This is a genomic window from Allobosea massiliensis, assembly GCF_042655245.1.
Classification (GTDB): domain Bacteria; phylum Pseudomonadota; class Alphaproteobacteria; order Rhizobiales; family Beijerinckiaceae; genus Allobosea; species Allobosea massiliensis.
This window is the reverse complement of record NZ_JBHSLU010000076.1, coordinates 1-12,752: the sequence shown is the minus strand read 5'-3', so window position 1 is coordinate 12,752 and position 12,752 is coordinate 1. Positions and strand designations below refer to the sequence as shown.

At 60.1% G+C, this 12,752-nt stretch carries 13 protein-coding genes; 3 read left to right on the top strand and 10 right to left on the bottom strand.

Annotated elements, in window-relative coordinates:
- Window positions 1-168 precede the first annotated feature (168 nt).
- The 9 genes from ACFPN9_RS22020 to ACFPN9_RS21980 all read right to left on the bottom strand — a co-directional run bounded on the left by ACFPN9_RS22020 (window position 169) and on the right by ACFPN9_RS21980 (window position 9,352).
- Window positions 169-519 (bottom strand): hypothetical protein, encoded by a 351-nt coding sequence (locus ACFPN9_RS22020; protein ID WP_377817599.1) that lies wholly within the window; start codon window positions 517-519, stop codon window positions 169-171.
- Between the two features lie 106 nt (window positions 520-625).
- On the bottom strand, window positions 626-1,939 hold the full coding sequence (locus ACFPN9_RS22015) for an ABC transporter ATP-binding protein (RefSeq protein WP_066716986.1): 1,314 nt from the start codon (window positions 1,937-1,939) through the stop codon (window positions 626-628).
- A gap of 79 nt (window positions 1,940-2,018) precedes the next feature.
- The gene (locus ACFPN9_RS22010; RefSeq protein WP_066716989.1) at window positions 2,019-3,725 is read right to left on the bottom strand and encodes a hypothetical protein; all 1,707 of its coding nucleotides are present in this window, start codon (window positions 3,723-3,725) and stop codon (window positions 2,019-2,021) included.
- A gap of 20 nt (window positions 3,726-3,745) precedes the next feature.
- Entirely contained in the window at window positions 3,746-4,438 is a 693-nt protein-coding gene (locus ACFPN9_RS22005) for a GNAT family N-acetyltransferase (protein WP_082735256.1), read from the bottom strand.
- A gap of 113 nt (window positions 4,439-4,551) precedes the next feature.
- On the bottom strand, window positions 4,552-4,980 hold the full coding sequence (locus ACFPN9_RS22000; protein ID WP_066716995.1) for a GtrA family protein: 429 nt from the start codon (window positions 4,978-4,980) through the stop codon (window positions 4,552-4,554).
- A gap of 606 nt (window positions 4,981-5,586) precedes the next feature.
- Window positions 5,587-5,865 (bottom strand): copper-binding protein, encoded by a 279-nt coding sequence (locus ACFPN9_RS21995; protein ID WP_066717004.1) that lies wholly within the window; start codon window positions 5,863-5,865, stop codon window positions 5,587-5,589.
- Between the two features lie 30 nt (window positions 5,866-5,895).
- Window positions 5,896-6,384: a cupredoxin domain-containing protein gene (locus tag ACFPN9_RS21990; RefSeq protein WP_066717007.1), complete on the bottom strand. Its 489-nt coding sequence runs from the start codon at window positions 6,382-6,384 to the stop codon at window positions 5,896-5,898.
- Between the two features lie 28 nt (window positions 6,385-6,412).
- On the bottom strand, window positions 6,413-7,852 hold the full coding sequence (locus tag ACFPN9_RS21985; protein WP_066717009.1) for a multicopper oxidase family protein: 1,440 nt from the start codon (window positions 7,850-7,852) through the stop codon (window positions 6,413-6,415).
- Window positions 7,853-7,873: 21 nt separating this feature from the next.
- Window positions 7,874-9,352: a TolC family protein gene (locus ACFPN9_RS21980; RefSeq protein ID WP_377817598.1), complete on the bottom strand. Its 1,479-nt coding sequence runs from the start codon at window positions 9,350-9,352 to the stop codon at window positions 7,874-7,876.
- 400 nt (window positions 9,353-9,752) lie between these two features.
- Between ACFPN9_RS21980 and ACFPN9_RS21975 the strand changes: the two genes are divergently transcribed.
- Genes ACFPN9_RS21975 through ACFPN9_RS21965 form a run of 3 tightly spaced genes read left to right on the top strand, consistent with a single transcriptional unit; the run spans window position 9,753 to window position 12,423 of the window.
- Window positions 9,753-10,514, top strand: a complete 762-nt coding sequence (locus ACFPN9_RS21975) for a response regulator (RefSeq protein ID WP_245281266.1) — start codon at window positions 9,753-9,755, stop codon at window positions 10,512-10,514.
- Entirely contained in the window at window positions 10,511-11,965 is a 1,455-nt protein-coding gene (locus ACFPN9_RS21970) for an ATP-binding protein (protein ID WP_082735255.1), read from the top strand. The genes ACFPN9_RS21975 and ACFPN9_RS21970 overlap by 4 nt, the downstream gene beginning before the upstream one ends.
- Window positions 11,966-11,991: 26 nt before the next feature.
- Window positions 11,992-12,423: a DUF411 domain-containing protein gene (locus ACFPN9_RS21965; protein WP_082735254.1), complete on the top strand. Its 432-nt coding sequence runs from the start codon at window positions 11,992-11,994 to the stop codon at window positions 12,421-12,423.
- A 15-nt stretch (window positions 12,424-12,438) separates the two neighbouring features.
- Here the strand turns inward: ACFPN9_RS21965 and ACFPN9_RS21960 are convergent.
- The coding region (locus ACFPN9_RS21960; protein WP_377817597.1) for a hypothetical protein at window positions 12,439-12,752 on the bottom strand (314 nt) is incomplete at its 5' end.

Genomic DNA, 12,752 nt, shown 5'->3' with positions numbered 1-12,752 from the left:
GAGTGGCTGGGGTCCACATCGCTCGCTCCAAGATGGCCTGAACAACCCCTTGGAATCACGAGTGCCCCAGTCGCTCAACCCTTTCGGGACGGGCTCTTAGGCCACGACTTGCCGACCGCGCGGACAATGCCGGGCGGCCGGAGCCGGCGCTGACGCGCCGGCGATGCCTCAGCTTCGGGGAGGTCTCGCGGGTGGCGCAAAGCCTTGGGATACGCGCTCGACGTCGTCACCCGCGAGGCCGACGACAGCGATGGCGGGGCGCGGCAGCGTGACGGATTTGATAGCCCCGCCGGCAAAACATTTGGCGAGGCAGAAGGTCAGCGCCGGGCAGTTCGTCGCGCAGTCCTTGGGGTCATCCTGGTCCGACGGGCAGCACGGCATGCCGGCTTCCATGGTCTGCTCGACGCCGGCGGCGTCGCCCGCCATGCCGGCAGCCGCCGGGCTGACATAAGACGCGAGAACGCCGGCCGTCAGGAACAGGGCCAGGATCAGCGCATGCGTGAGGAGCCGGAGCTTCATCTGTATAGGATGCCATGTCCTTGCCGCCGGCAAAAGGCCGGCGGCATCAAGATCGTATTACCTTCGACATCCGTATTGCTCCAAGGCATGTGTTTGTTGAGCAGAGTTAAACGCGCTTTACAGCTTCGCTCTCCAAAATGACACGCCTGACCTCTTCAAACCGCGCCTCTGCATCCGACCAGTTTTGCACGAAATCAAATAACTCCCGCAGTGCGGGGGCGATTTCTCTGTACGCAGCTATCGCTGCAACCAGCGAGCCAAGTGAAAGACGTTCCTGCACGACCAAATAGCCGCCGATTGCGAAAAAGAAGAACGGCGTCAGGTTGGATGTGTAGTTATAGAGACCGCGTAGCCGCCCTTTCAAATCACTGATTTCTACCCTCAAGCGTTCGAGTGTAGCAATCTGATTCGCCTGCTGCCGTAGGGACGGCATGATCGATTTGTCGTCCACTGCAGTTTTGGGATTGGAACCTTTTGTTGTAAGAAGTCCTGTCAATGCGCGTGTTGCAAAGACCCTTTCCCGTATCTTCGAATTGAGTCGATGCTGGATCCGAGGCAGCAAGGTCATCTGAATGGGCAACATGATCAAAGCTGAAAAAGCAAGCGCCGGATTCTGTATAAATAGAAATGCGAGGCTCGTGAGCAGTGTTCCGCCATATATTAGCGGAACTACGAATATACTGGCGCCAAAGTATCCGATTGGCTCAACCTCTTGAACGGCGACAGCCGCTAGGGAAGCTTTTGCTTCAGGTGCGATTTCCTTCCTCGATCTGCGTACGATGTTCAGGCGAAGTCGCCGAACGAGCCGCTCGCTCGCTCGTCCTCTGATGCGTGTCGCTGCGAATTTGACGAGCCCGCTTGCTGTCAGGACGGCGAGATAACTTCCGCACAGCGCGATCAACAGTTCTAAGCGGGGCAGATGGAAGCCGAGAAAGGTCATTCCATCGTGAGTTTGAGGGCTGGCGAGGGCGTGATTGATGATGTGCTTGGGAATATCAAGAAGTAACCAAGCTGAGGGCAGCGTCATTAAGGACAACAAGACCAGCAGGATCTGGTAACGAGAAGTGGCTCTCGCGACGAAGAGGGCCAACCTCCATGGGTCGTGGGGGACTGACGCGTCACCGTTGCGGCCTGTGGGTGTATTGGCTGCCTCCGAACCGGAGGGCAATCTATCGCGGACCTCATTCGAAGCGGCGACTGGCCTGCTAATCACGGCAGCTAGCCTGGCGCGACGCCTTCGAACTGAGGATGCCCACCGAAAAAGCGCTATACCCCCCTGACCGATCGTCCAAACGGGAGCAACAATGAAAACGGCTACCGCTAATAAGGTCAGTCCCCAATGACCATGTGGATAATCAAGGCCAGCAATATTGTGGGTGATCTGATGCACATATTCGCTGATAACGAGTAGTGTATTCATGAAGGCATTCTATCAATTCGATCGTGCGATTTGCTGGACAAGCAATTTTTCAATGGAACGATGAATATACACCGAATTATCACTGCCTCACATATCCTCGCCAACACGCCGATAGAACGATAAATTTATGGTGAGCCACAGCCGGTCGATATAGCGCGAGTAAAGCCTCATTAGCGGTTGTGATTGGGCACATGGGATAGAGAATCAAGTCTGTCTTGGAGACAGCGGCAAGGGTCTCCGGGTCAGGCGCGGGGACTGCTCGTGTCGGGTCGGCACCTATTGCAATGTGACGTGTTGCCCCCCGATCCAAGAGAAAGGGAAATGGGTTCACAAAGTTCAAGTTCATTATTGTTTTAAACTCTATGCTGTTTGCGGCTTCGTATTCACGAATTGCCTTAACCGCTTCATCGGCAACCATCAACCAGCCAACCTGGAAATCAAGTTCCGAGTAAAGAGTGAAACCCGGAAGGAGATTATTGTCAGCCAAGAACTGGAACGTCTCGGGAAAGCGCGAGTAGACCTCCCGCATCTTCGCCGCCCGCTCGACGATCTCGGGGCGCTGTGTGACCTGTCCAAGCGCTTTGAGATCCGCGTTTGGAACGTCGACGAACTTACCCTGCACAACGAGCGCGCGCGCCGTGCGGTGGGCCACGTTTACAAAGGGCGGCAGCGCGGCTGCGCCTATCAGGGACAACACAAGGATCAGCGAAGCGCCGTTGAGGCGGTGTACGCCCAGCAGGATCGCGAGCAGAACGGGCCAGATAAGGATGAGCGCCTGCCCACCCGTGTTCTGCGTCTCAAAAAACAGGCCGGCAAGAATGGTGATGGCGAGCCAGAGACTGTTGCGGTCCAGTTTCCTTGCGAGAGTACCGGCATCCGGCGCGCCTCTTGTTTCTTGTCTGAATGGTGCATCTCCAACCTTGAACCAATAAAGCGCTACGGACAGCCCAGCGGCCGGTGCAAGGATGCCGAAGTGGAGCGAGCTGGCTTGTAGAAAGCGTGAGAGCAGATTGCCCTCGTTGAGACGCACGAGCAACCATATGTCGATCAGGTAGGCGCGAACGACGCCGAGCGTGGCGTCGAGCGCCACAAGCGCTAACAGGAAGGCGGCGCCGATTCCGAGGGCTACACGCATGCTCATCCGCCCGGCGACGAAAGCGAATGAGCAGAGCAAGCCGGCAGCAATAAAGCCCGTGATCTTCAAGAGAAATAACGCCAGGCACGTCCAAATGACGACAAGAAATATCAAGCGTTGATTCACTAGAAAAATCAGCCCACACGTTAAACTATATAGTAATATACTTGTATGTCTATTATATATTCCATATCCGTCAACGCTGGGGTAAGTTGAGTATTGCTCAACGTTCATCGGCAGAAGCTGAAAAAACAGGAACGGCAACAAGAGAGCAAAGGCCGTCGCTCTCGATCGCTGGCCGACATGCGCGAGGATGACAAACATTGGCGGCGCGCTGACGAGTAGAAGAGACCACTGCACCAGCAGCAGCGGTTGGGCGTTGCTAAAGGTCGTCAAGAGCGGCGCTACGAGCCAATAGGCGAGAGGACCGACTGGCGCAAAAAAATCGACCGAGGGAGTTTGACCGATCGCTACACGATGAGCTCCGTCGATATAGACGATCAGATCCCAATACATGGGTCCGACCGGGAGTTTTAGCGGTAGCATAAGTAAAATAATGACAATCAAGACGACAAAGAATAGAATTAATAAAGGCGAAAACATTCGCTGTTTCGCCCTTTTAAAGCTCTCAGTCCAAGCGGCAACGATCATGGTCTTCTGTCCTGGCATATTCAGCGATCGGACGGTCGTGAGACGTCTCGATCGTCAGATCCATCGCCGGCCGCCAAAACCACGTTGTGGCTTGGAGCAGATGCGCCGATGCGTCCGGAGAGACCGCTTAGCCTCATGAGCAGGCTGCCGCCGGAATGCGGGAGGCGAGGATGCCAGGGAATCGCGGCCCGATCGATTTCATGGAAGCCCTTCCCGCGATAGAGCCTGACAGCAGAGGCATTATCCGCCCAGACATGCAGGCTCACGCTGCCAAATCCTTCGGAGACGGCGTTATCGATGGCTTGCTCGATCAGTCGGGATGCGATCCCATACCGCCGATAGAGTGGGAAGACTGCAAGGCTGTTGAGGCAGTAACTGCCCCAGTCCTGAAGCGCAGTCCTGGGCCAGAGATGGACTTCTCGCGATGACAAATTCGATGGCGTCGTTTGGTCGGAGAGAAGCGAGGCTGGGAAGGCGTTCATCATGCCGACAACCGGGGCGTGAGCCCCAGACTGCACGACCGCGACCCAGCAATGCCGGTAAGAACATTCGCTATCGATCGATGAAATCATATGCTTGAAGACCTCGCCCGCGCTGACGCGAGGCTCAAGATCATCAAGAATGAACTGCAGGGTGTCGCCCGCAGCCTGAAGCATCAGCTCGACAAGCGTCACGCTGTCTTCGGGAAGCGCCGGCCTAACGACGATTTCCACAAGAGCCTCCGTGCTTTTTGGGCGGGTTGTTCAATGGCAAACCTGTCGATGTAACTGGTGGATGGGGGAATGCAGTGCGAGATGATCGCCACTCGACGGAATAATTCGTTGGGTCAGGCGCCAAGCGTCGGCGATGGTGGCGGGCTTTCTGCTCGAAACGTCACGAACTTATGCCCGATGAAATTCGCCGCGGCCCCTAGAGCGAGCGCTCCCGCGTGTGCAAACGCCTCCGGCATGAGCGTGACGCCGAGCGCGGGAAAGACCAAGTGCAGGAGAACGTGCGAAGCCAGGACCACGGTTGCCACGCCGACCACGTTAACGCCGAGGAACAAAGCGATTTGCGCACTGAGCGGTTGTGAGGATGTCGTAAAGACAAAGGCGCGATAAAGCACAAAGCCGACCACCATGCCGATCATGTAGGCTACGAAAACTGCCTCAAGAAATGGCATAATCAAAGAGAGCGGGAATCGCGCTAACCAGTTCACGACCGTTGCCGAACCACCGACCAGGATAAAGCGAGCAATCTGAGCAAGAAGTTCCATTCGTGGCCTTTTGATTGCTACTGCTCAGTTGGGGAGTGGACATTCATTGATCTATCGCAGCAACTAACAACACGATCTTAGTTTTCGTCAGCTTCATCGCGCCCAGTATGGGGGTAATCCGCGATGCAGCGCCCAGAAATACAGACAATTTTGATACGCTTATGCGTAGTCCCCAAGCAGTTTGCCTCGTAAAGTTCCGTTTTCCCTACAGCCGGGAGACGAGTGATTTTTGCGTTAGCGCAGGCGGCCTCCAGCAAGGCGCGCTGCAAATCACCATCGTCAGCTCGCGAAAGTGTTGGAAAAAGAACGATCAAGATAGCAAGAAACCGCGCCGGCATGATTTGCCCTCCGCTATTGATGTAAAGGAACTGTCTATTTTGTACGAGACAGCACCAAGACGAGAGCGAACAAACCTGAAAACACCACTGCGCCGACGAGCTAAAAGATATGCGGGTAACATTTTGGGCTATATCGACGAATAACGAGGTCACGCGATGCATGGTTCTCGGCGGGAGATTATTCATCGGTTATGCTGTCGTTCTGATAATCCAGGCCGCAGCATGATCACTGCTGCGGCCTGGCGTCTGATCGGCGCTTGACTCGCGCCTACTTGGTCTTCTGCAGCTTCGTCACCGTGATCTGGCCGTTGACCCGGTCGGCGTCGAACTTGATCTTGTCGCCTGCCTTCAGGCCCTTGAGCATGGCCGGCTCGCCGGCGCGGAAGACCATCGACATGGCGTCCATGTCGAGATTTTTGATCGGGCCGTGGTCGATGGTCAGCTTGCCTTGCGCCTCGTCGATCTTTTTGACGGTGCCGTTGACCTGCTGGGCGAGCGCCGGCAGCGAGACCGCCACAAATGCGACGGCGGAGATGATTCTCAGCATGGTGTGCTCCTTGTTGCGTAGGCATTATGCCTACTTGACGATGACCTTACCGGTCATTCCGGCTTCACGATGGCCAGGGATCAGGCAGGAGAAGTCAAACTCGCCCGCCTTGGTAAAAGCCCAGACAATCTCGCCGGTCTTCTTGGGCGCGAGGCGCTTGGCGTTCGGGTCATCGTGTTCCATGTCGGGGTTCTTCTGCATCTCTACCGCGTGCTTGAGGTTCTCCTCCAGCGTCGCCACGACGATCTCGTGATCGATCTCACCATTGTTGCGGAGGGCGAACTTGATCTGCTCACCGCGGCGAACTTCGATCCGATCCGGAATGAACAGCATCTTGCCATCACGCTCGCTCATCACGACCTGGACGAGCCGTGAAGGCTTTTTCGGGTCGCCAGGCTTGCCATAAGCGGTCTCATCGCCATGGCCGTGACCGGCGCCACCCGGCCCAGCGGAGGCAAGCCCCGTCGATGCGAGAAGCGCCAGAGCAGCCAGGGTCAGCTTTGGAAAATAAAACGTCATGCGGTCGCTCCAGGTTCGATTGTCGATGTCAATGGTTGGAATGTCCGCCGGGCTTAGCGCCGGGCAGCGGCTTGCCGTCCGCGCCGAGCCTGGGCTTGCGCGGATCCTTGACCTGCCAGGTGGCGAGATCGGGATTGACCTTCGGCCCCTCGACGCGAGGTGCTTCGGCCAACTTTTGGCCTTTGTACTCAAATGCGACCGTGCCCTCGGGGTTCTTGTAGTGGCCGGGATCCTTGTAATCGTTCTTGGCCAGCCCTTCACGCACCTTCACGACCGAGAACATGCCACCCATCTCGACGGGCCCGAACTGGGAGTAGCCAGTCATCATCGGCAGCGTGTTCTTCGGCAGCTCCATTTCCATGGAGCCCATCTCGCCCATGCCGTTCGAGCCCATCGGCATGTAGCCCGGCGCGGCCTTGCGGATGCGGCTGACCAGGTCCTTCTTGTTGACGCCGATATAGGTCTTCACCGAGTGACCCATCGCATTCATCGTATGGTGCGACTTGTGGCAGTGGATCGCCCAATCGCCGGGCTCGTCGGCGACGAAGTCGAAGGCGCGCATCTGGCCGACCGCGACGTCGATGGAGACCTCGTCCCAGGCGGTGGCCGGATCGACCCAGCCGCCGTCGGTGCAGGAGACCTTGAACTCGTAGCCATGCATGTGGATCGGGTGGTTGGTCATGGTCAGGTTGCCGAAGCGGATCCGGACCTTGTCGTTGAGGCCGACCACGAACGGGTCGATGCCCGGGAAGGCCCGGCTGTTCCAGCACCACATATTGAAGTCGAGCATGGTGTTGACCTTGGGCACATAGGCGCCCGGCTCGATGTCGAAGGCGTTGAGCAGGAAGACGAAGTCGCGGTCGACGCGGCGGAAGGCCGGGTCCTTCGGATGGACGACGAAGAAGCCCATCATCCCCATCGCCATCTGCACCATCTCGTCGGAATGGGGATGGTACATGTAGGTGCCCGAGCGCCTGAGGAGGAACTCGTAAACGAAGGTCTTGCCGGACGGGATATGCGGTTGATTCAGCCCGCCGACGCCGTCCATGCCATTGGGCAGGCGCTGGCCGTGCCAGTGAATCGTCGTGTTTTCGGGCAGCTTGTTAGTGACGTAGATGCGGACCTTGTCGCCCTCGACGGCCTCGATCGTCGGGCCGGGCGACTGGCCGTTATAGCCCCAGAGATAGGCGATCATGCCCGGCGCGATCTCGCGCTCGACCGGCTCGGCGACGAGATGGAACTCCTTCCAGTCGCCGTTCATCCGCCAGGGCAGGGTCCAGCCGTTCAGCGTCGCCACCGGCTGGTAGTCGGGGCCGGAGGTCGGCACCAGCGGGGCTTGCGTCGCCGCGCTCGTCATCGTCGGCGCTTCCGGCACGGAGGCGAAGGCGGTGCGGCCCGAGACCGCGGCAGCGCCCGCGATCACGAGCCCTGATGTTCCGATGAAACCCCTGCGGGACAGATCCGTCATGGCGTCTTGCTCCTCAAGTGTTCAATGGGCGGGCGCATCGCCGCCACCAGCGGCCGCGACGGCGGTGCCTCCGCCGCCGCCAACAGAGCCGCCGCCGATCAGCGCGTGCTTGAAGTCGGTGTGCGCGATCCAGGCGTCGCGGCGCGCATTGATGCCAGCAACATTGGACAGGATCCGAGCGCGCGCGTCGGTAATGAGCTGCGTCACGTCGATCAGCATGCCGTTGTACTGTAGCAGCGCCTCGTCCTGGATGATCTTACGCAGAGGCAGAACATTGTTGATGTACTGCCGGGCGATGTCATAGGTCCCGCGATAGCTGACATAGGCCTCGCGCGCCTCGGAACGAACGTTCACGGCCTTTTCGGCCAGACGGTTCGCAGCCTGCATGTAGGTCTGCTCGGCCAAAGCCACTTTGCTTTGCCCGAAATCGAAAATCGGGATCTCGATCTCGAGTTCAAGAGTGCGGCTGCGGCGCGTCTCGCGCTCGACATCTCCGTCGGGCAGGACGCTGCGGCCACGGTCGTAGGTTCGCCGGCCCAGCAGATCGATGTCGTTCACAAACCGGGTCGCCTGAGTGAGGCCCAGCGACTTGGCCAGCAGATTAAGTTCGCCCCGCGCGATCTGGATATCGACACGCTTGCGAAGCGCTTCGGCTTCGACCGCCTTGACCGATTGCAGGCGCGGCAGCGCGGGCAATGAGGCTGGCATGCGGAACTTAAGGTCGTCGCCCCAGAGGCCGAGCTGCCTGACCAGGCGTTCACGCTCCTGGCGCTGCTGGAGACGCGCCTGAGCAAGCTGGGCGCCGAGCTCGGCGTCGAAGGCGAACTCCCTTGCCTGATCGAGCTTGTTGATGCCGCCGGATTCGCCGAGGCGCTTGAAGAGCTGGGTCGCCGCATCGGTCGTTGACTTCGCCTGCTCGTAGAAGCCGACCTGGGCGTTCGCTGCGACGGAGCGATAATACTGCTTGCGCGTATCCGCGGCGAGTTTCAGGACTGCCTCCGCTGCGCGGAGTTGGGCGTTCTGGAAGCGGTCGCGGGCGACCTCGGCGCGCGCCGGCCAGGTCGCCAAGGCGAACAGGCTCCCGACGATCTGCCGCTCGATCTCGACCTCGAACCGGCCCGACAGCTTGGAGATGCCGAAGCGCGGGTTGGGCGGCAGGCTGGCCGCGACCATTTGAGCCTCGGCAATGCCAAGTTCGTTGAAGGCTGCCTGCAGACCGCGGTTGCTGAGAAGCGCGATCTGAACTGCGCTGTCAGCAGTCAATGGCTTCTTGAGAAGCTGATCGACGCGCGCCTTGGCGCTACCAGCCGCGGCATCGTCGGTGATCTTGACGACGTCCTTGTTCAGCTCGGTGTAAGCGATGGTCTGTGCAGTGCCGACGCCGCCGTCAGCCGAAAAGGTCGCGCAGCCGCCGAGTATAACGGCGACACCAGCGAGAAGCGTGAAGCGACGAATGGTAGCCGACGAAGTCTGGTCAGCGGATCGGAAGGCGGAAGTCATCGCAGTCACTGTTGAGGCCCTACTCTACGGTTCAGCTCGCGCCAATTCTTCGGCTCGGTCGGGCGCATCGAGACGAGGCCAGCGGTGACGCCCTGATAGCCAACTGCGGGAACGCGTGCGCCTGGATCTGCCGGCCGCGCCAGATGGACGGGAACGGGAGCGACTGAGCACGCGCCTAGCGCGAGCGCCAAGAGAGCGGAGAGAGAAAGTTTTACGGCCATCGCGATTCGTTCGACCCCAGAGCCTTCGATGCAGTTTGGTAGCAACGGCGGGAGGGTTGTGTCCGTTACAAATTGTATCAAAGCCGATCGCGCCCAGCCCGCGATACAGCGCTATATTGTCGTTCATCCGGCCTGCCGTTCGGTATGAAATGCCAACCTAAGCCGTTCGAAAGATGCTCGTGACAAACATTCAGACCACCCCCTTAGCTGATGACCATGGCCATGTGCTCGTTGTCGATGACGACCCACAGATTCGCCTGCTTGTGGCCCGCTTCCTGCAGCGCCACGGCTACAAGGTGACGGGTGCGCCTGACGGACGCGCCATGCTGGAAGTGTTGAGGCAGGCGGACATCGATCTCATCATTCTCGACCTGATGCTGCCGGGACGGTCCGGCTTCGATTTGTGCGGCGATGTGCGCGCGACGTCACAGGTGCCGATCGTCATGCTGACGGCTCGCAGCGAGGAAAGCGACCGCATCATTGGACTGGAAGCCGGCGCCGATGACTATGTCACCAAGCCGTTCAGCCCGCGGGAGCTTCTGGCGCGAGTCAGAGCGGTGCTGAGACGTTCGCGCTCAATGCGCAGAACTGGCGACGGCCGCGCCAGCGAGTGCGTCGTCTTCGACGGGTGGCGGATGGATTTGCGCCGGCGCGAACTGACCTCGCCATCGGGTACGCTGGTCGATCTATCCACCGGCGAGTTCGACCTGATGGTCGCCTTTATCGAGCACGCCAATCGGGTATTGTCGCGCGAGGCCTTGATGCAGTTCGCCAAGACCAGAAACAGCGATCCCTTCGACCGCGCGATCGATGTTCAGATCAGCCGCCTGCGGCGCAAGCTGGAGGCGGACGTCAATGGCGGCCAACTGATCAAGACGATCCGCGGCGCCGGTTACATGTTCACGCCTGCTGTTCAGGTGCTGGAGGGACAGCCGGCATGAGTCGCATGCTCCATAGGGGTTTTCGCGACACCGTGGCGGGGCGGGCCATCCTGATCTTGGTCGCGGCGCTGCTCGCCTTCCATCTCGTCGGCTACTGGGCCTACCGTGTCGGCGTCGAGAGCCTGGCAACGGCGCAGCGCGACCGGGGACTGGCCGAGCGGATCGTCTCGATCAAGCGTGCCATCGCCGGCATCCCCCACGAGCCGGAACGAGACCGCGCCGCTCATGACCTGTCGAGCGCGAGCCTTGAGGTGCACTGGAGCAAGGTCAGCCTGGTCCTTGGCACCGCCCCCACCACCGATCGCACGGCCGCGATGGAAGCCAAGCTCAAGGAGCTCGTGCCGGATCTGGCCTCGGAATCCTTTCGTCTCGGCTTCGCCGATGACGGCGCGCTCGGCTCCGGCGAGGCCGACGCCTACCGGCACATGATGCTGGTTTCCGTGCGGCTCGACGACGGCTCCTGGGTGAACTTCTCCTCGACGACGCTGGGTGCGGCCCAGCATGCCGACTGGAGCGTGCTGGCGGTGACGATCTGCTTTGGCGTCGCCATCGTCGTCGTCGCCGTCCTGTTGCTGCGCTGGGCGACGCGGCCGCTTCGCGATCTCGCGGTGGCCGCCGAGCGCTTCAGCCTGGACCAGACGCCGCAGCCGCTGGACGAGACCGGCCCGGCCGAAGTCCGCCGCGCCGCGCGCGCCTTCAACACGATGCGCGAGCGCATCCAGCGCCTCGTCTCCGAGCGCATGCAGGCGCTGGCGGCCGTCTCGCATGATCTGCGTACGCCGATCACGCGGCTGCGCCTGCGCTCCGAACTGATGGAGGACGAGGCGACGCGCGACGTCGTCGACGCCGACCTCGCCGAGATGGAGGGCATGATCGATTCGACGCTGGAGTTCCTGCGCGGCGGCGTCTCTAGCGAGGCGATCAGGCCGATCGACATCGTCTCGGTGATCGAGACCATCGTCGACGACCATGCCGATCAGGGGCGGGCGGTCAGCCTGAGCGGAACCGGGCATGGCCGTGTGCTCGGCCGGCTGCTTGCGCTCAAGCGCGCCTTCTGGAACGTCGTTGGAAACGCGGTGAAGTACGGCAGCCATGTCACCGTTATGGTTGACGAGACGCCAGCAGGGTTCGCGATCACCGTCGAAGACGATGGTCCCGGCATACCCGACGGCGATATGGAACGCGTCTTCCAACCCTTCGTCCGCCTCGAGGAATCGCGCGGACGCGAGACCGGCGGCTCCGGCCTCGGCCTGACCATTGCGCGCGCCGTCGTCCTCGCACATGGCGGCGAGATCGCGCTAGCCAACCGTCCAGAAGGCGGTCTTCGGGTGACTATCACCCTGCCTCGTCTCGCCCAGCCAGAGCAGCAACTGGCGCAGGTCATCGCCGACGATCCGGTTTTGCCGCATGGGCCGACCGTGCCTACGGCATCCCACCCTGCCTCGACATAGAAATTCTTGTTGATCTGGAGATTATGATGAAGCCTACGTCGGTCTTTCTTCTCGCCTTCCTGCTGCCGGCTCTCCCGGCGAGCGCCCAGGAGATCAAGGTCCATCTCAGCCCAACCTGCGGCTGCTGCAAAGCGTGGGTCCGACATCTCGAGCAGGCCGGCTTCACGCCGCGCGTCATGGAAAGCAGTGATATGGCTGCTATCAAGCGCGCTACGGGTGTCCCGGAGAAAGTCCAGTCCTGCCACACCGCCGTCATCGAGGGTTACTTCGTCGAAGGTCATGTACCGGCCTCAGACATCCGCAAGTTGTTGAAAGACAGGCCGGCAGCTCTTGGCCTTGCCGTTCCCGACATGCCTGTTGGATCGCCCGGAATGGAGGTTCCTGGCGTCACGCCGGATAAATTCGAGACCTTGCTCGTTGGCGCTGGGGGGCAGACTGTCGTTTACGGCAAGCATTAGCAGCCGATCGATTGCTTACCTGGTAAGATTTGGATGTCTGCGATCTGGCGAATCGCGCGAGGGCTCGCTTTTGCTTGGAAATGGTGAGATTTTTTGTTGAACAGGCACTTTTTGTCTTAGTTGCCTGCGCTCAATCGCCTGCCCGCCCGCTAACTCCCTGGCGATCCGCTCTTTCGCATGGCTCAAAATCGATTGACGCAATGCAGGATTGCGAACGGCCTTGGCGAGGGCGCGGGTCGTGTCCCTGCTGGTGGTGTAGCTTCGCAGAGCCACCGCGTGCCGGCTTTGGTCGGGCTGGTCAGGCGGCCACGGCTGGCAGGCTGACGATG

What these genes read in the sequence shown, in the direction of transcription:
- ACFPN9_RS22020 (WP_377817599.1), bottom strand. Translation starts at nt 519, where the DNA reads ATGAAGCTCCGGCTCCTCACGCATGCGCTGATCCTGGCCCTGTTCCTG.
- ACFPN9_RS22015 (WP_066716986.1), bottom strand. Translation starts at nt 1,939, where the DNA reads ATGAATACACTACTCGTTATCAGCGAATATGTGCATCAGATCACCCAC.
- ACFPN9_RS22010 (WP_066716989.1), bottom strand. Translation starts at nt 3,725, where the DNA reads ATGATCGTTGCCGCTTGGACTGAGAGCTTTAAAAGGGCGAAACAGCGA.
- ACFPN9_RS22000 (WP_066716995.1), bottom strand. Translation starts at nt 4,980, where the DNA reads ATGGAACTTCTTGCTCAGATTGCTCGCTTTATCCTGGTCGGTGGTTCG.
- ACFPN9_RS21995 (WP_066717004.1), bottom strand. Translation starts at nt 5,865, where the DNA reads ATGCTGAGAATCATCTCCGCCGTCGCATTTGTGGCGGTCTCGCTGCCG.
- ACFPN9_RS21990 (WP_066717007.1), bottom strand. Translation starts at nt 6,384, where the DNA reads ATGACGTTTTATTTTCCAAAGCTGACCCTGGCTGCTCTGGCGCTTCTC.
- ACFPN9_RS21985 (WP_066717009.1), bottom strand. Translation starts at nt 7,852, where the DNA reads ATGACGGATCTGTCCCGCAGGGGTTTCATCGGAACATCAGGGCTCGTG.
- ACFPN9_RS21980 (WP_377817598.1), bottom strand. Translation starts at nt 9,352, where the DNA reads ATGACTTCCGCCTTCCGATCCGCTGACCAGACTTCGTCGGCTACCATT.
- ACFPN9_RS21970 (WP_082735255.1), top strand. Translation starts at nt 10,511, where the DNA reads ATGAGTCGCATGCTCCATAGGGGTTTTCGCGACACCGTGGCGGGGCGG.
- ACFPN9_RS21965 (WP_082735254.1), top strand. Translation starts at nt 11,992, where the DNA reads ATGAAGCCTACGTCGGTCTTTCTTCTCGCCTTCCTGCTGCCGGCTCTC.